The sequence below is a fragment of the Mucilaginibacter sp. P5_A4 genome, from assembly GCF_056400605.1.
Genome location: NZ_JBFUKX010000038.1, coordinates 25,796 through 42,205 on the forward strand (window position 1 = coordinate 25,796; position 16,410 = coordinate 42,205).

Annotated in this window: 18 protein-coding genes and 1 pseudogene; 6 read left to right on the forward strand and 13 right to left on the reverse strand. The window is 42.4% G+C overall.

Annotated features, from left to right (window positions below; all coding sequences use genetic code 11):
* Window position 1 precedes the first annotated feature (1 nt).
* The 5 genes and pseudogenes from AC1DQW_RS19820 to upp form a co-directional block, all read right to left on the reverse strand.
* Window positions 2-103, reverse strand: a pseudogene (locus AC1DQW_RS19820) (type II toxin-antitoxin system HicA family toxin); the annotation flags it as partial.
* Window positions 104-107: 4 nt separating this feature from the next.
* A complete protein-coding gene (locus AC1DQW_RS19825) occupies window positions 108-335 on the reverse strand; it encodes a type II toxin-antitoxin system HicB family antitoxin (protein ID WP_477455654.1) in 228 nt (75 codons plus the stop codon).
* A 46-nt stretch (window positions 336-381) separates the two neighbouring features.
* Window positions 382-1,110 carry a YjjG family noncanonical pyrimidine nucleotidase gene (locus AC1DQW_RS19830; protein WP_477455655.1) on the reverse strand — a complete coding sequence of 243 codons (729 nt, stop codon included), beginning with the start codon at window positions 1,108-1,110 and terminating at the stop codon, window positions 382-384.
* 138 nt (window positions 1,111-1,248) lie between these two features.
* Entirely contained in the window at window positions 1,249-1,725 is a 477-nt protein-coding gene (locus AC1DQW_RS19835; RefSeq protein ID WP_477455656.1) for a RidA family protein, read from the reverse strand.
* Between the two features lie 261 nt (window positions 1,726-1,986).
* Window positions 1,987-2,631 (reverse strand): uracil phosphoribosyltransferase, encoded by a 645-nt coding sequence (upp, locus tag AC1DQW_RS19840; protein WP_477455691.1) that lies wholly within the window; start codon window positions 2,629-2,631, stop codon window positions 1,987-1,989.
* 60 nt (window positions 2,632-2,691) lie between these two features.
* Between upp and AC1DQW_RS19845 the strand changes: the two genes are divergently transcribed.
* The gene (locus AC1DQW_RS19845; protein ID WP_477455657.1) at window positions 2,692-2,823 is read left to right on the forward strand and encodes a hypothetical protein; all 132 of its coding nucleotides are present in this window, start codon (window positions 2,692-2,694) and stop codon (window positions 2,821-2,823) included.
* Between the two features lie 36 nt (window positions 2,824-2,859).
* Here the strand turns inward: AC1DQW_RS19845 and AC1DQW_RS19850 are convergent, their stop codons facing one another.
* Entirely contained in the window at window positions 2,860-3,390 is a 531-nt protein-coding gene (locus AC1DQW_RS19850) for a DinB family protein (protein WP_477455658.1), read from the reverse strand.
* Window positions 3,391-3,478: 88 nt separating this feature from the next.
* Between AC1DQW_RS19850 and AC1DQW_RS19855 the strand changes: the two genes are divergently transcribed.
* Together AC1DQW_RS19855 and AC1DQW_RS19860 are read left to right on the forward strand one after the other, a co-directional pair.
* Window positions 3,479-3,631 (forward strand): cupin domain-containing protein, encoded by a 153-nt coding sequence (locus tag AC1DQW_RS19855; RefSeq protein ID WP_477455659.1) that lies wholly within the window; start codon window positions 3,479-3,481, stop codon window positions 3,629-3,631.
* A 128-nt stretch (window positions 3,632-3,759) separates the two neighbouring features.
* Window positions 3,760-4,155 carry a (R)-mandelonitrile lyase gene (locus AC1DQW_RS19860; RefSeq protein ID WP_477455660.1) on the forward strand — a complete coding sequence of 132 codons (396 nt, stop codon included), beginning with the start codon at window positions 3,760-3,762 and terminating at the stop codon, window positions 4,153-4,155.
* A 26-nt stretch (window positions 4,156-4,181) separates the two neighbouring features.
* Here AC1DQW_RS19860 and AC1DQW_RS19865 read toward each other — a convergent pair whose 3' ends face one another.
* Entirely contained in the window at window positions 4,182-5,099 is a 918-nt protein-coding gene (locus tag AC1DQW_RS19865; RefSeq protein WP_477455661.1) for a helix-turn-helix domain-containing protein, read from the reverse strand.
* 18 nt (window positions 5,100-5,117) lie between these two features.
* On the reverse strand, window positions 5,118-6,008 hold the full coding sequence (locus tag AC1DQW_RS19870; RefSeq protein WP_477455662.1) for an NmrA family NAD(P)-binding protein: 891 nt from the start codon (window positions 6,006-6,008) through the stop codon (window positions 5,118-5,120).
* A gap of 239 nt (window positions 6,009-6,247) precedes the next feature.
* Here AC1DQW_RS19870 and AC1DQW_RS19875 point away from each other — a divergent pair, with 239 nt between their 5' ends.
* Window positions 6,248-7,138, forward strand: a complete 891-nt coding sequence (locus tag AC1DQW_RS19875; protein ID WP_477455663.1) for a dienelactone hydrolase family protein — start codon at window positions 6,248-6,250, stop codon at window positions 7,136-7,138.
* Between the two features lie 161 nt (window positions 7,139-7,299).
* On the opposite strand, the gene AC1DQW_RS19880 is transcribed toward AC1DQW_RS19875, so the two are convergent.
* The 5 genes from AC1DQW_RS19880 to AC1DQW_RS19900 all read right to left on the reverse strand — a co-directional run bounded on the left by AC1DQW_RS19880 (window position 7,300) and on the right by AC1DQW_RS19900 (window position 15,000).
* Window positions 7,300-8,742 carry a RagB/SusD family nutrient uptake outer membrane protein gene (locus AC1DQW_RS19880; RefSeq protein WP_477455664.1) on the reverse strand — a complete coding sequence of 481 codons (1,443 nt, stop codon included), beginning with the start codon at window positions 8,740-8,742 and terminating at the stop codon, window positions 7,300-7,302.
* A 26-nt stretch (window positions 8,743-8,768) separates the two neighbouring features.
* On the reverse strand, window positions 8,769-12,182 hold the full coding sequence (locus AC1DQW_RS19885; RefSeq protein ID WP_477455665.1) for a TonB-dependent receptor: 3,414 nt from the start codon (window positions 12,180-12,182) through the stop codon (window positions 8,769-8,771).
* 132 nt (window positions 12,183-12,314) lie between these two features.
* Window positions 12,315-13,394, reverse strand: coding sequence for a FecR family protein (locus tag AC1DQW_RS19890; RefSeq protein ID WP_477455666.1), 1,080 nt, complete (start codon window positions 13,392-13,394; stop codon window positions 12,315-12,317).
* A gap of 65 nt (window positions 13,395-13,459) precedes the next feature.
* Window positions 13,460-14,041, reverse strand: coding sequence for an RNA polymerase sigma factor (locus AC1DQW_RS19895; RefSeq protein ID WP_477455667.1), 582 nt, complete (start codon window positions 14,039-14,041; stop codon window positions 13,460-13,462).
* Between the two features lie 626 nt (window positions 14,042-14,667).
* Window positions 14,668-15,000, reverse strand: a complete 333-nt coding sequence (locus AC1DQW_RS19900; protein WP_477455668.1) for a hypothetical protein — start codon at window positions 14,998-15,000, stop codon at window positions 14,668-14,670.
* Between the two features lie 290 nt (window positions 15,001-15,290).
* Between AC1DQW_RS19900 and AC1DQW_RS19905 the strand changes: the two genes are divergently transcribed.
* Complete coding sequence (locus AC1DQW_RS19905) at window positions 15,291-15,908, forward strand: YdeI/OmpD-associated family protein (protein ID WP_477455669.1); 618 nt, start codon at window positions 15,291-15,293, stop codon at window positions 15,906-15,908.
* Window positions 15,909-16,053: 145 nt separating this feature from the next.
* On the forward strand, window positions 16,054-16,410 hold the full coding sequence (locus AC1DQW_RS19910) for a nuclear transport factor 2 family protein (RefSeq protein ID WP_477455670.1): 357 nt from the start codon (window positions 16,054-16,056) through the stop codon (window positions 16,408-16,410).

A 16,410-nucleotide genomic window follows, 5' to 3' on the forward strand; every position in this document is an offset into this window, starting at 1 on the left:
TTATACGATTAACAAATATTTGGTGGCTACCGTTTGTCCGGGTATGTTCAAACCCATGTGTTAAAAGGATCGTTACAATTTCTTTAGGCGTATAGGACTTCATATTATCAGGAAGTGAATACTAAAGAGTATTCAAGACTCCGGCTATCATCCGGAACGGGTTCGCCATCCTCCTCCAAACTTTCTACATATAGACTAATGGCTTCCTTTGCCATTTCAATAGCTTCTTCAATAGTTTCACCTTCTGTAAAACAACCTGGTAATGCAGGTACAGAAACACTAAAACCACCTTCTTCCTCGGGAGTAAGCAATATGCGATATGTACGTTGTGTCATATACAAATTTACATAATAATTTCTTTTACTGCGAAGCAGACAATATTCATAATAATAAAGTCAACTCCTTTAAATGAGTTATCTGCAAAGGCACATCATCCGGTTTAGGGGCGTTGAATGGATTGAAATAAATGGCATCCATACCAAAACCCAAAGCACCATAAATATCGGCCTCCAGACTATCCCCTACCATAATGCTTTCCTGTTTATCGGCACCTGCAAGATCTATCGCGTGTTTAAATATGGCTTTATCTGGTTTGTTAACGCCTACATCTTCGGATATAACGATGTTTTGAAAATAGCCCGCAAGGTTGGTACCGGCGATTTTTATCCGGGTTGAATCTTTAAAACCATTAGAGATTAAATGCAGGGTATACTTTGTTTGCAAATATTGCAACGTTTCATGCGCATGCGGAAACAGGTTTGTTTTTGTAGGACAAAGCTTTACGTAAGCATCCTCAAAATCAACCGGCATAAGATCGGGATGTAAGCCCAGATCGGTAAAGGTTGATTTAAAGCGGGCATCGCGCAGCTCATCTTTGCTGATCTCGCCTACATGATATTGCGCCCAAAGTCTGTGGTTGTTGCGGGTATAGGTTTCAATGAACAGATCGGCAGAGGTAAGCCCGATATTTTCCAGTTGATGAATATGATACAGCTCATGCAAAGCTTCCTCGGCATTTTTATCAAAATCCCAGATGGTATGATCAAGGTCGAAGAAAATATGTTTGTATTTTCTGATGCCGGATGTTGGAATTTCGATTTCGGATTTCATTCTAATTTTATTTGCCATACTGAACAGTGGAGCATCTATCGCCGCCATACAAAGTTCGCTAATAGATCCTTTACTGTTGTTCCAGGATAACAAATTTCTAATTTTTTCTTTTAGAATTTAGCATTTCCTTTTTAGAGTTTAGCGCTTTTTTAACGGTATAACCGCCGTTGCTTCAATCTCAATTAATACATCATCCCTGAACAGTTTACTTACCTCCACCAGTGTGCTTGCCGGCGGACTTTTAAGATTTACGTACTTATCCCGCACCTGCCTTACAGCCTGTACCTGGCTCACATCCCGCAGGAAATAACCAAGTTTAACTACATTATCCATTGTTCCGCCGGCGCTTTCAACAATGCTTTTGATATTTAAGAAAACCTGGTCGGTTTGTTTGGACAGGTCATCCTTACCAACAAGAATTCCGTTTTTATCAAAAGCCACCTGGCCGGATAGTATGAGCATTTTGCTGTTCCCCAAATTGATAATTGCAACCTGCGAATAGCCTTTGGGGGTACTTACCGATGGCGGGCTGCTTAGTTTTACAATTGAAGTATCGGCCTGTGAGAAGGCCAGCTTTGAAATTAACAGTAACGGCAGCAGGAGTAGCTTTTTCATTGGGCGTGTGTTTGGTAAATGACAGATTCCAAAATTACATTGCCAAATTCACAATTAAAAGATCCATTATTATTGCTTTACCGGAATTCTTTTTTTCGTAGTTTACGTGGGTACGCTGGCTCAATGTTCAATAATTGAATCTAAGATCCATTTCGTTTTTCTTCATTGTTATTCTAAACAAATCCGAAATCGAACATCCCAATTCCGAAACGGCGAAGCCCTCTTTAACACCTTTGAAAACAACTATATGTTAAAAATAAGTTACACCTTCTCCCCAAACGCCAAATCACCTGCATCTCCCAAACCTGGTACAATGTAAGCCTTACTGGTCATTTCGTCATCAATGGCGCAAAGCCATAATTTTGCTTTAGGCAAATTGGCACGCACATGGGCCACACCTTCCGTACTGGCTATTACCGCGGCTATGTGCAGCTCCTTTATTTTAAATTGCGCCATCAGCTCCTTGCAAACAGCTACAAAGCTTTGCCCGGTGGCCAGCATGGTATCGCATAGGATCAATACCTGGTCGTCGAGGTTTGGGGTCGAGATATGGTCCACCTGGATAATGAATGCCCCTCCCCTTTTCACCTTACGGTAGGCCGTAACAAATGCGGATCCCGACTGATCAAAATAATTCATAAACCCCTGGTGAAACGGCAGTCCGGCCCGTAAAATAGTTCCCAAAACCGGCTGATCAGTTGGCACACTGATATTGGCTATGCCCAAAGGGGTTTGCACTTCTTTAGACTCATACTTCAGCGTTTTGCTCAGCTCATAGGCCAAAATACCGCCCAGCTTTTCCTGGTTTCGCCTGAAACGCGCTTTATCCTGCTGGATCACGGCGTCGCGTAATTCGGCCAGGAACTGGTTAGCAATACTGTTGGTTTTATTGAGGACGAAAATCATGCTTAAAATTAATTCTTTTTGAGTGAAAAGTGACATGATTTATTTAGGCAAATATTCCCCATGAAGTACAAGATTCTGCTTGTGGCCGGCTACTTCCCCGATTATGTGATTAAAGGAGAGCGCCAACTTGCATCTGCACTCCTTATAGGAAACATCACTCACCTGGCGCAGCAAATACCCGCCACAAGCTAAAATCCTGGTTTTTTATTTTCAAGCTGCCTGTTCCGCTTAAAATAATTTCTCCTGCGGCGGTTTAGCGCCTGCTAAGCGCAAATAAACGGTAGTTTGGCCCCTGTGGTGAGTTTGGTGCTCAAAAGCTTTAGCGAAAACCATGCTCCTGGAAAGATCAAAGTTGCCGAAAAGTTTAACTTGCTCATCAAGCTTTTGGGGCGTTACCTTTTTAATTGCATTTATCATAAAATCATAGCTTTCCATCACCGTTTTGGTGACACCTGCTTTTGATTTGTCGCCTGTTTTTTCCAGTGCTCCCAATTCATAAGGGCTTTTTTCGCCAGATGCAGCCGACGCAAACCCATAGTTGGCATCCGAAAGGTGAAGCATCTGCTCCGCAAATGATCGCATTTCGGGCGTAGGTTTTAAAGCGTAACCGGTTTCTGGCATAGCATCAAGGTATTCTTTGGTGTAGGCTTTTGCCCGTTCCCATTCTTTCAGCATACCATCGGTTGCTGTTTGCGCTGTAACAAAGCTCGTGAAGCTTAAAAACAGGCATAGTGTGGCTAATAGTTTTATTGCTCTCATAATAATATGGTTTATAGCAGTAAATATCGGCTATTTATTGTAAAGCAACCTATTCTTATCTTAAGAAACAGCCGCAAAATGATTAAGCTTGCAGGCTGATAAACCTATCCAAATACTTCATAAAGCCGACCTGGTAAGCATTAAACCCGAAGTTGAACATTGGAATGCTGCAACGCCGCAGGAGGGTTTTGTGCAGATTGTAATGAACCCCAATAGTAAAATGGTGCTGTTACCTGGCTAAGTAGTGTAACCGGGCAGGAATACAAAAACGGCAAATAATTTATACGCTTGGCACTACAGAGATATAAAAAACGGTTCTTATAAACTTTGCCAGGCAAAGATTGTAGTAACTATGAAAAAAGAACTACCATGGAAATAAAACGTAGCGGCTCACAGCCATCGGGAAAAGGTCCCGCAGAATATTTTACCGGATCGGTGCGAATCGATCCGCTTAATAGTCCACCAGAACCGGCCCGCGTTGCTATGGCGCTTGTCACCTTTGAACCGGGAGCCCGCACTGCCTGGCATACCCATCCGCTTGGGCAAACCCTTATTGTTACCGCAGGCGCCGGCTGGGTGCAACGCGAAGGAGATACACGGCAAGATATATACCAGGGAGATGTTGTTTACTTTTCGCCTGGCGAAAGGCACTGGCATGGGGCAACTACTACCACAGCAATGAGTCACATTGCCATCCAGGAAAAGCTAAATGGATCGCCTGTAGATTGGATGGAACAAGTGACAGACGAACAGTATAATAAGTAATTAGCCTATAGTTGGTAGTGGTTTTGTCAATTAAACGACTGCCTGAATTCCAATGGTGAAAGATTGATTTTGCTTTTGAATAATTTGCTGAACGATTGCGGATGTTCGAAACCTAATTCATAAGCAATTTCACTTACTGATAAATTGGTAGTGGATAGTTTTTCTTTTGCTATTGCTATTAATTTATCGTGGATGTGCTGCTGGGTGCTTTGGCCCGTCAGCACTTTTAATAAACCGCTTAAATAATTGGGCGATACGTTTAATGCTTCGGCAATGTAGCCAACGGTAGGCAATCCTTTTGGAGCTAAGGCGCCGCCGGTGAAGTATGCTGTGAGGATGTCTTCTAAACGATTAAGGATTTTATGATTGGCAATTTTCCGGGTTATGAACTGGCGCTGATAAAATCTTTCGGAATAAGTGAGCAATAATTCAAGCTGGGCAATAATGATATCCTGGCTGAATTTATCAATGTTTGAATGATATTCCTGCTGAATATTTTGCATAATACCGCCAATTATTGTTTCTTCTTTCTCTGAAAGAAACAGGGCCTCATTTACCGAATAATCAAAATAATCGTATTGCTTTATGGTTTTGGCTAAAGGCGTACTCCATAAAAAATCGGGATGGATGAGCAACATCCATCCCGACTGTTTTAATGTTGTATCCGGCTCAACCTCAATTCTGAAAACCTGGCCGGGCGACATAAAGAACATGATACCGTCATCAAAATCATATTCCTGCTGCCCGTATTTCATCCTTGCATTGAAATTCCTTTTCAATGCAATCGAATAAAAATCCTTTACTAAGCTTGTTTCATCGGCGGGTACCTGCGTAACCGTTTCTAAATTTATCACGCTTATTAACGGATGCTCCGGCTTAGGTAAACCCCTAAACTTGTGAAATTCATTTATCGTTTTAAACCGCCAGGGCTGCATGTTTGCCATACGTCAATGTACTTATTTTTATTTAAAGGCTGCAGCAAATTCTTTTGCAAATTCTGTCAGCTTTACTCTACCCATAACAGCGGGTTTATTGCGGTAATAATCCTCTCCTAATGCGCCGTTATGAAGGCTTGCGTACATTTCAACCAAACCGGCAGCAATACGTGGCTGCATTCCGGCGGCTTCTAAGCCACTCTGCATTTGGCCGTTGCTAATAAGTATCCATTTCAAATCGGGTTTCCCGATAGCCGCACCTAAAATACCTGCGGTTTGGTTGCCTGTAAGTTCCTCACTCGCTACATACCGCACTTTTTTGCCGGCAAGCGGTGTTTCCAGTTCTTCGGCAACCGCGGCTGCAATATCTATAGGCGACACCCATACTATCTTGTCGTCCGCGCCATAGTTTGCTGCAATAAAACCCTGTTTTTTTATCATGGCTATGTAAGCATATAAATTGTAATAGAAAGCCGTGGGGCGCATAAAGGTGATGGCAATACCGCGCAGATTGCTCAGCATAACCTCTACATCATGATGAGCGAGAATGATGCCCGAGTCCTTATCTAAATGGGCGCCAATGCTGCTGAGGTGAACCACACGCTTTACGCCAGAAGCCCCGATGGCCGCTGCATAGTTATTGCCGATTATGTGACAATAGGCCGTCAGATCCAGGTTATGATCGAAGTAGTTGGCTGGCGGCACCATGGTGTACACGGCATCCGCTCCGGTAAAAGTAGCTGTCAAAAAACCAACATCTTCCAACGCGCCGATGGCAGCGCTGGCGCCCAGCGCCTCAATATCTTTTTGCTTTTCGGGATTGCTGCTGATAACGGTAACCGCATGTCCTTTTTGCACTAACGCTGCTGTGAGTGGCTTGCTGATGTGTCCCAACGAACCTGTTACTATAATTTTCATCTCTTTGTTTTTTTGTTGGTTCAAAGTTCGGCAGCAGGAAATAAGCATATGTAGCCAAATCTACTATTGTTGTAGCCGAATACTTTACTGAATTTGTTTTCATCTGCGGTTGGTGGAGAAGAAGAATAAAAGAGTGCAAACACCAATCACAAGCTGAAACATTACACGTAGCGAGACTGTTACAGTTTGGTTAACAAGCGGTTGCCGTGAATCATTACATTTGAATAAAACCTTTAACTATGATGAGCCAGATCAACAAAGAAGACATCAGCCAGGAAGTGTTTGACCTGTATGATGACTACGCACACAACCGGCTTAACCGGCGTGTGTTTTTAGAAAAGCTATCTCTTTATGCAGTGGGTGGGTTAACTGTACCTGCGTTAATGAGTTTCCTGATGCCAGATTACAAAGGGAATGTGCAAATTAAGCCGGACGATCCCCGCTTAAAATCAGAATACATCAATTATTCCTCGCCAAAAGGTGGCGGAACTATCAAAGGATTGTTATCAAAACCTATAAATGCTAACAAAAAACTTGGGGGTATTATTGTGGTTCATGAAAACCGGGGTTTAAACCCTTACATTGAAGATGTGGCCAGAAGAGCCGCCCTGGCAGGATTTATTTCGCTTGCACCTGATGCCTTGACGCCCCTTGGCGGATACCCCGGTAATGATGACGAGGGCCGCACCCTGCAAAGTAAAAGAGACAAAGGCGAAATGGAGGAAGATTTTATAGCTGCATACAATTACCTTAAAAATCATAAAGACTGTAACGGTAAGGTAGGTGTTGTAGGGTTTTGCTTTGGCGGCGGCATAGCCAATATGATGGCCGTTCGCATACCGGAGCTGGCGGCAGCTGTACCTTTTTACGGTAGTCAGCCTGCTATTGCAGACGTGCCTAAAATTAAAGCTCCCCTGATGCTGCATTATGCATCGCTGGATACCAGGATTACGGCGGGCTGGCCTCCTTACGAAGCTGCTTTAAAAGAGAACGGTAAAACCTACCAGGCTTTTATTTACGAAAACGTAAACCATGGGTTCCATAACAATACAACACCCCGTTATGACAAAGCCGCTGCAGAACTTGCCTGGAAACGCACTATTGATTTTTTCAGCGAGCATTTAAAATAGTATTAATCAAAATAACAGAGGCCGATCTCTTTCGGGACAGCCTCTGTTATTTTGAGCTTTATGCCATATTTATTCTCTGATACAAACTTCCTGACTGAAAACAGTCACTGCTTTGTATTACAGGGAATTTAGTTTGACAGCTTAAGTTGTAGCTTATGCTGTTATAAATTAGGGTTGGCATCCTGTTCAGATTGAGGTATCGGGAATAATAAGTGATTATCATCCACGGTGACACCAACAACAGCCATAGCAGCTTTCAGGCGCCCTAAACGTAAAAGGTCCCAGCGGCGTTGTCCTTCTCCGCAAAGTTCGCGTGCCCGTTCGGCCAGTAAAGCATTTATAAAAGCATCCGGAGTAGCTGTATTGGCAATATTCAGCTGGTCTGTTGGCAATGACAAACCTGCCCGTGCCCTCACTATATTTATTCCATTAAATTTGTTTGGATCAGCCGGATTGATATTATTCATGGCCTCTGATTGCAACAGGTAAACCTCGGCCAAACGTAATACAAACCAATCGCTTCTGGAATTATTATCCTGTTTCCACTGGCTATCCCTGAATTTATAAATAAAGGGAGTTACGGTTTGGGTTACACCCTTGCTATCAACAGCCTTGTTAGATATGCTGTAGGTTTTGCGCACATCCCTGTCGCCATCAGGAAAGCCATTATTGAAAAAGTTATTCTGAGCAAAAAATGAGCCGTACCCGCCTAATACAGTTGGATAAAACATACGTAATATAATATTACCAACGTTGGGCGCTGTGCCAAAGCGTACGGCAAAAACTATTTCTTTGTTATATTTATTATCCGAGCTGAATATACTGGCATAATTGCTAAGCAAGCTGTATGAACCGCCGTCATCAATTACTTTATTACATTCTGTGAGCGCGTCCTGGCTATCGGTAGCCTTTGCCGCAGCTGATTTGGCGCGTGTTAATAATACCTTTGCCAGCAACGCAGAAGCTGCGCCCGAAGATACCCTTCCCTTATTGCCGGCCACGATATTTTTCTCGGCATAACAATTGGCTTCCGCATATTGAAGATCAGATACAATCTGATCATAAAGAGCTGCAACGGAAGCTTTTTTGGGATACAGATCGGGGGAGGAAGCCGTAACAGGTTCGGTAATAAGCGGCACCTGTCCAAAAGCGTTAAGCAGGTTAAAATAGCCTAAACCACGCAAAAAGCGGGCATTACCAACAATATTTGCCCTTTCAACCGGGTCCATCGAAATCGGCGGAACGTATTTAATAACGTCATTAGCATTCTTGATCATTTTGTAATCATTAATATACCAATTGGCAATTTCGCCGTTTACAGCGGCGAAAGTATGGTTGGTTAGCGAGTTCCTGTCGGTTGAAGAGCCGGGTGCAGCATACATCAAATCCGAAGCATTGTCAGATACCGTGTAAACCGTACGCTGATAAAAGGTTTGAGGTTGCATAGTACTAAAAACTCCGTTTAAAGCCGCAACGGCATCGCCCTGGTTTTTATAAAAATTTGTGGGCGTTAAAAAGCTATATGGCTGTTCGGTAAGAAATTTCTTACACGAGGTAAGGCTGAACGTAACTATCGCCACAGCCATTAAAATTCTTATCTTCATATAAATGATATTAAGTATGTTTTTGTTTAAAATCCTAATTTTACCCCCAATAAAAAGGTCCTTGGCGGTGGATATGAATTAACATCGGCCCCAAGGTTTAAGTTCTGACTACCGGGATTCAGGTTCTGTGTACCTGCATTCAGGTTTTGGGCGCCATAGCTGTTTATTTCGGGGTTATAACCGGTGTATTTTGTGAAAGTATGCACGTTTTGTACCGTAAAATATACCGTTGAGGTTTTAAACACCCGTGATTTGGGCGAAACTGGTACATTGTATCCCAGCGATATGGTTTGTATCCTTAAATAACTTCCATCTTCCAGGTAATTATCTACCACACCGGCGTTGCGTATGGATGTACTGAGCACTCTCGGAACAGTATTGGTGCTTCCCGGACCGTTCCAGGCATTGGCCTCATAAGTGTACACGTTTGCTGTAGTTCCGCCGCTGTGAGCGTACTTGGTAAGGTTGAGCACTTTATTACCTTGTACCCCCTGGGCAAAGATGGAAAGATCAAAGTTTTTGTAAGACAGGGTATTGTTTATGCTAAAAATAAACTTTGGAGCTGCCTGCCCGATAATTTCCCGGTCGCTGCCGTTAATTATCTTGTTGCCGTCAACATCGCGAATGATGGCGTCGCCGGGTACTACGCCGGGTATACCTGCTGCGGCAATTTGCTCCGGGGTTTGGTATATGCCATCAAAATGATAGCCATAGAAAGAACCTATGGGCTGGCCAACCCGTAAAATGGAAGGTGCAAGGCCATTGGTTACAATGTATGGGCCGGTGCTGCCTACCAGTATGTTGTTGGTGCCGTTCATATCCAATACCTTGTTGCGGTTTGCGGCATAGGTAATAGTGGTAGACCAGTTGAAACCTGCCGATTCAATATTTCTTGTAGTTAAAGAAAACTCGATGCCGTGGTTTTCAACCTTTCCTGCATTAAGCAGGATACTTGAAAAACCCGACGATTGAGGTATCGAAAAATTGAGCAGCAGGTCGCTGGTGGTTTTGTGATAATAATCGGCAGTAAGGCTGATGCGGTTATTGAAGAATCCCATATCGGCGCCCACGTCAAATGAAGCGGTCGACTCCCAGCTTAATTTAGAATTGGCAATATTGTTTGGCGATACGCCAACCACACGTGTTGCAGACGTGCCTAAAGAGTAGCTGTTAATTGCATATTGAGATAGTGATTGGTACGAGCCTATTTCCTGGTTACCGGTAACCCCATAGCTGGCCCTGATCTTCAGGTCCGAGATCTGCTTTATGTTTTTAATAAATTTTTCTTCCGATGCCCTCCACGCAAATGCGCCGGACGGGAAATAGCCCCATTTCCTGGTTGCACCAAAACGGGAAGACCCATCAGAACGCATGGTGAAAGTAAACAGGTACTTTTCCATCAGCCGGTAATTAATACGGCCAAAATAGGAGGCGATGGTATTCCTATACTTATTGGATTGGGGCGTTAAAACATTGGCGCCTAACGCCAGGTTATCGGTGCCCAAAATATCTGTAAAAAAGCCCTGGGCACTGCTGCTGAATGCCTTGGTTTTAAACTCCTGTAACGAAACACCGGCTACGGCATCAATTGCATGTATCTTGCTGAATTGCTTATTGAAGGATAATGTATTTTCATTTAACCAGCTGTAGCTTGTATTATTGGATGAATAGGCCGTTCCGTTGGTTTGCTGCCCTATGTAAATAGTGGTAGGCAGGTACGAATTTTCATTGGCCGTATTATAATCAACCCCAAAGCTGCTTTTAAATTTAAAGCCGGGAATAAATTCATACTCGCCAAAGGTATTAATGAGTCCGCGCGAATTAGCAATACGGTCTGTTGCCAGTTCAAGAGCGGCAACCGGGTTTCCGTAAGTGCCAACATACGCAGCCGGCGCATTTGCAAATGTATATGTTCCGCTTGCATCGCGCACGGGCACAATAGGGCTCATACTCAGGGCGCCGCCGGCGGCGCCATATCCTACTCCTGTTATACTTGGATCCACCGCCTGTACATTGTATGATATTTGCGAAGAAAAGCCCATCTTAATCTTCTTACCTATATTCCTGTCCAGGTTTAAACGGATCAGTTCGCGCCTGAAGCCGGTGGCCCTCATAATACCCTCCTGATCAAAATGGTTTAAGCTAAGGTAGTATCGCGCTTCGCTGGTGCCGCCGTTAAAGCTAAGCTGATAGTTTTGTATGGGCGCGGTGCGGTATAACGCATCCTGCCAGTCGGTGCCCTTGCCAAAGCCGGCAATCTGGTCATCAGTATAAGGCAAAGCTTTGGCGGTGGCTGGGTTAGCCGCGTTGTACTCGATATAATATTGGTTCAGGTATTTGCCAAACTGCGTGGCATCCATAAGGGGAACTTTGTGGGCTATTTGCTGTACACCTGCGTACGATTCAAAATTTATAGCGTGCTGCCCGGCTTTTCCCTTTTTTGTGGTAATAAGTATAACCCCGTTGGCGCCGCGGCTACCATAAATTGCCGTTGCCGAAGCATCTTTTAAAACCTCGATAGATTGTATGTCGTTAGGGTTGATAGAGCTCAGGTTTCCAACACCTGCAAAGCCATCAACAACATATAAAGGCTCGTTACCGGAGTTTATTGAATTGGTACCCCGTATGCGGATAGATGTAGCGCTGCCTGGCTGCCCGTCTGACTGGGTAAGCTGCAAGCCGCTAACACGTCCCTGTAACATCTGATCGGCGCCCAGTACCGGTGTCTTATCCAGATCTTTACCGCTTATTGAAGCAACCGATCCTGTAAGGTCGCTTTTACGCTGGGTTCCGTAGCCAACCACAATTACTTCGCTCAGTTTCTGGCTGGCTTCGTCCACCTTTAAAACTACATTGATTTGCGTTTTTGTGCCAACTTCGACAGTTTGCGAAAGATAACCGATATACGAAAACACCAGGGAAGCGCCCTCCGGCACCGATACACTGTATTCGCCATTTCCATTGGTTACCGTGCCGCCATTTGTACCAAGCACTTTTACATTTACCCCCGGCAAAGGGCCGCCTTTATCATCAAGTACCCTGCCCTTTACATCTATGTTTTTAATAACAGATCCCTTAAGGGCTATAATCACCAGCCCGTTATCGGTTGTCTGGTAATCAAGGCCGGTATTTTCAAGTATCCGGTTTAATACATCAAGCAAGGGCGCGTTGTTAACATCAAGTGTAATTTGCTTGTCTTGCGGCAGCAATTGTTCACTATACAAAAAACGGGTTTTCCCCTTTTGCTCAAGCGTATAGATGGCCTTTTTCAGAGACGCGTCTTTAAGGTTAAGACTAACCTTAACATTTTGCGAATAACTGTTTGCCGATACATTCAAACAAAACAGAAAAGTGAGAACAAAAGTCCAGTTAAGCATCAATAAAAATTTTCGGTAATGGGGCACAGAAAATACTTTACCATGAAGTATTTCTTTTTTCATAATTTTACGGTGTTAGTAATTAAACAATCGGTTAGTTATCAGCAACATCCTGTCGCTGATTTAATGGATCGATAATACAGCGGGGAATATTCGAGCATTTCCCGCTTTTTTATTGCAATCCTCTTCTCTGTTTTAGTTAATGGTCACTACGTCATTGGCGGTTATCTTAAATTTAAATGGCCTTATAATTTGCATTTCTGTTAATGCCTGGGTTAGTGTTTCGTTTTCCAGTATGCCGGTAAATCTGTAGCCGGCCGCGGTTTTATTATTGATTTTAAAAGTTACGTTATACCATTTCTCCAACCTGGGTATCAGCTCCTCAAATGACTCGTCTTTAAAAACCAGTTTGTTTTGCAGCCACGCGGTTTCTTCAATATAATCCTTGTTTGATATTTCAACCGGTTCAATGTTTTCTATAACCAGCTGGTTATGAATGGGAGGGGCTGCATTTTTATCAATATGCTCATTTAACACGCTTTCGTTTAACGCGAGTTTTTCTTTGGCACGCAGCAATATCTTCCGTTGCGGATCGCTGTTAAGCGATAGTTCTATTAATCCCCTGATGAGTGTTGTCTCGGTAACAGGATCGCCGGGATATGCTTTAATATTAAAAGCGGTACCTAAAACTTTGACGGCTATTTTTTGAGTATGGATTATAAACGGATGCTTTTTATCTTTAGCTACATCAAAAAAAGCCTCGCCGTACAGTCTTACCTCCCGGCGGTCTTTATACAGCATGGCATCATCATATTGAAGCCTGCTATTGGTATTGAGCCAAACACTTGTGCCATCCGGAAGCACTATCTTTTTGCGCATTCGTTTGCCGCATACAATTTCGGTATCGGATGTGGATAAAATATTGTTACTGTTTTTATTGTGATATAAGAGGTAAAAAGCGAAACTGCTTATCGTTATCAACGAGGCGGCTATCAGCCAGCGCGTAATAAGCTTCCTTTTTAAAGTGGTGGTGGGGCCTTTCTGTTTATAATCAGCAAACTCATGCCCGTATTTTTGTTCGTGCAGGGCAAAGGCCTCATCTATATCAATTTCTGCCGGAAGTTCGTTTTTAAAAGTAACCTGGTTTAATACCTCTTCGTAATACAAGGCTTCGGGGAATAATGCCAGCAGCTCATCCAGTTCCCGGAGTTCCTGGCCGGTAGCCTCACCAGCCAGTTTCCTGGTTAATAACTGTATGATCCTTTTCTGCTCCATCAATAACGAAATGTTTGGTGATTATGCCGAAGGACAACTAAAACAGAAAATCTCCCTAAAAGAAATTAATATTTTTTTACCGGACTAAGGTTAAACTCTTTTTTAATAGAGACAGACAAGCGCCTGGTTGCAATAACAAGCTGAGCATCAACTGTTTTAACGGATATATCAAGAATTTCAGAAACTTCTTTGTAACTCAGGCCATCTTCTTTTACCAGCCTGAAAATTATTTTACACTTAGTGGGTAATTCGTCGATAGCATTATTGAGACTTCTCCTCAATTCATCATTAATCAGTATCCACTCCGGGGTTGTATTATCAATTCGTAAATTGACAGAAATATCATCCAAAGAAATTATCCTGCCTCCCGAGTTCTTCTTTAACACATTTAAGCACAAATTTTTTGCAATAACAAAAGCATATACTTTAATATTATTAACTGAAGTAATAGCATCCCGCTTTCGCCACAAAGTGATCATTACATCAGATGCTACTTCTTCGGCCAGCTCGGGCGATTTTAACAAGCTGTAGGAAAAGCGTTTTATTGGTGGGAAAAGCAATCCAAATAACTTTTTGTAAGCAATATAACTGTCGTGCACAGCTATTTCTTTTACAATATCCGTTAATTCAGATAAATTGTGCGACATTCCTGATTGCTTAAAATTAATATAGGTTTATTGCGATACAAGATCAGTACCTGCAGATACAAACTAAAATAAAATAATTGTATTAAACTAATGGTATTTGTAGACGAACCTTACCCGTGCTGCCGTAAATCAACGTGCTATATAGATGTAAATCAATGTATAACTTGCAAAAAACGCTTCTGATTACACAAACTGGCCGGTTAATGGAACAGGAGGATTCAAAAAAGCACCTTAATTTTTTTTTCTTTTAAGAAAATATTATGGTAATTACACTGAATGATTAGCCAATTTCGCTTAATCAAATATTCTGGCTTTGGCTGGTGTTTTTACCATAAGTGTTCGGAAGAAATAAAAAACGGGGATGTGCGATTTCCTATAACGTGTTTGCAAAAAAAACCTTTTTGTCATGCTGAACGTAGTGAAGCATCTATTATTCGCCATGCTTCTTCGCCCTGTACAGTCTACGAATAGATCCTTCACTGCGTTCAGGATGACAAACCTTTTAAAACGTCGTTTCCCCTTCAGAATCCTCGGATTTTACCACAATGACATGCTTGTTTATTTATTTTTAAACAGCTTCCAAAAAATAAACAAAGCTGCTGGCCTCAATTGCCAGACGAGCACAATTAGCTAAGCGGATAGGGCTTTGTTGTAATTTTCTTCCAAATAGAAAATCCACCATAAATGAACATCAATCCAATAAAAAGGTACACCCAAATTGAAATATTGCGACCAGCGATCACGAGGTAAAGATAGGGCATGCTAAAACTAACTGAAGCGAAGAGTAAGGGAATAAGAATGGCCTTTTTTGCTTTTAAATTCTTTAGTACCCAGCCAAGAAATGTAAAAAATCCTACTTTGCTGACCAGGTATAAACTGCCGAGAACTAAAGGATCAACCTCGTGCTTCTCTCCCAAACCGATCACCCAGGCTTTAAATACCGCAATATACTCCATCATATAATGCAAGATAGGCATAACAATCTTACTTCCACCAAAACAATGCGACAAACTGCTACCAGGGAAGGATACAGAGCTATCACCTACACCGCTTTTCGGCCTATGGTTTTCCGACTATGATTGGCCTATTAGTGACAACACCCAAACAGGCGGTGGCAGGGCAACACAAGTACGGCGAAAACTATTTTTTTCAAAGGATAAAGTTGTTGACATAAGGTTGTCATCACTCACAGATAATATTGCATCAGGTAACAGTAAGATTATTAGCGGCAACCTTAAAAATGAACACGATGGAATATAAAGACGGAGTTATTGCTTTTTTTGCCAAAACAAGAAAAGACTGGAGAAAATGGCTGGAGAAAAATCATCAATCAGAAAAGTCTGTCTGGCTCATTATTTACAACAAATCGAGCGAGATTCCCAGCGTATATCACAACGAAGCTGTGGAAGAAGCGCTGTGTTTTGGATGGATCGACAGTGTTAAATACAACAGGGACGGTGAAAGTAACTACCAGTTTTTTACGCCGCGAAAGCCTAAAAGCAATTGGAGCAAGGTAAACAGAGAACGGGTAGAAAAGATGACAGCCCAGGGTTTAATGACCGAAAACGGTCAAAAATTGATTGATTTAGCAAAAGAAACAGGTACCTGGTTAGCATTACTGGATGTTCAAAATTTAGTAATTCCTGGTGATTTACAAATACTGTTTGATAAAAATGAAAAGGCCTTTAAAAACTTTACAAACTTCTCCCCATCTTCCAAACGGGTAATTCTCGAATGGCTTTTAAATGCTAAAACGCCGGTAACCAAAACCAGGAGACTTGAAGAAACTGTAAAACTCGCAGCAGATAACATAAAAGCCAATCATAGCTGGAAAAGTAAAAAGATAGCTACCAACGGCATGCCCTGAGTAAGAACAGCTATAAGAGCTGACATCGCCTTTGTTGATTTGTCTCTAAATAAAAAAATTAAAAAGAAAATCGTAATTTCAAGGCTGCAGGGTATATGCGCGGATACATAATGAAACTTTTTACCCGGATTAAGGTTTTGATATTATGAATTTAGATAATAAGGATATACTACTAAAAGCAAACGCTGCTGTTACTGAAGGCGACAACGAAGGGTTTCTATCACTATGTACCGAAGATATAAGATGGGACTTTGTAGGTGATAAGACTTTAACAGGAAAAGAAGCCATTAGAGGGTATATGAAAGCCGCATACGTGGAACCACCGAAGTTTGATGTTGAAAATTTAATCGCAGAAGGTGATTTTGTTTCAGCAATTGGCAAGATCAGTATGAAGGATGCAGCAGGAAAAGTAATTGACTATTCCTACAGCGATGTCTGGCGTTTTCGCGATGGCAAAATGGCCGGATTGCAAGCGTTCGTTATCGAAATAAAGTCCCAATAA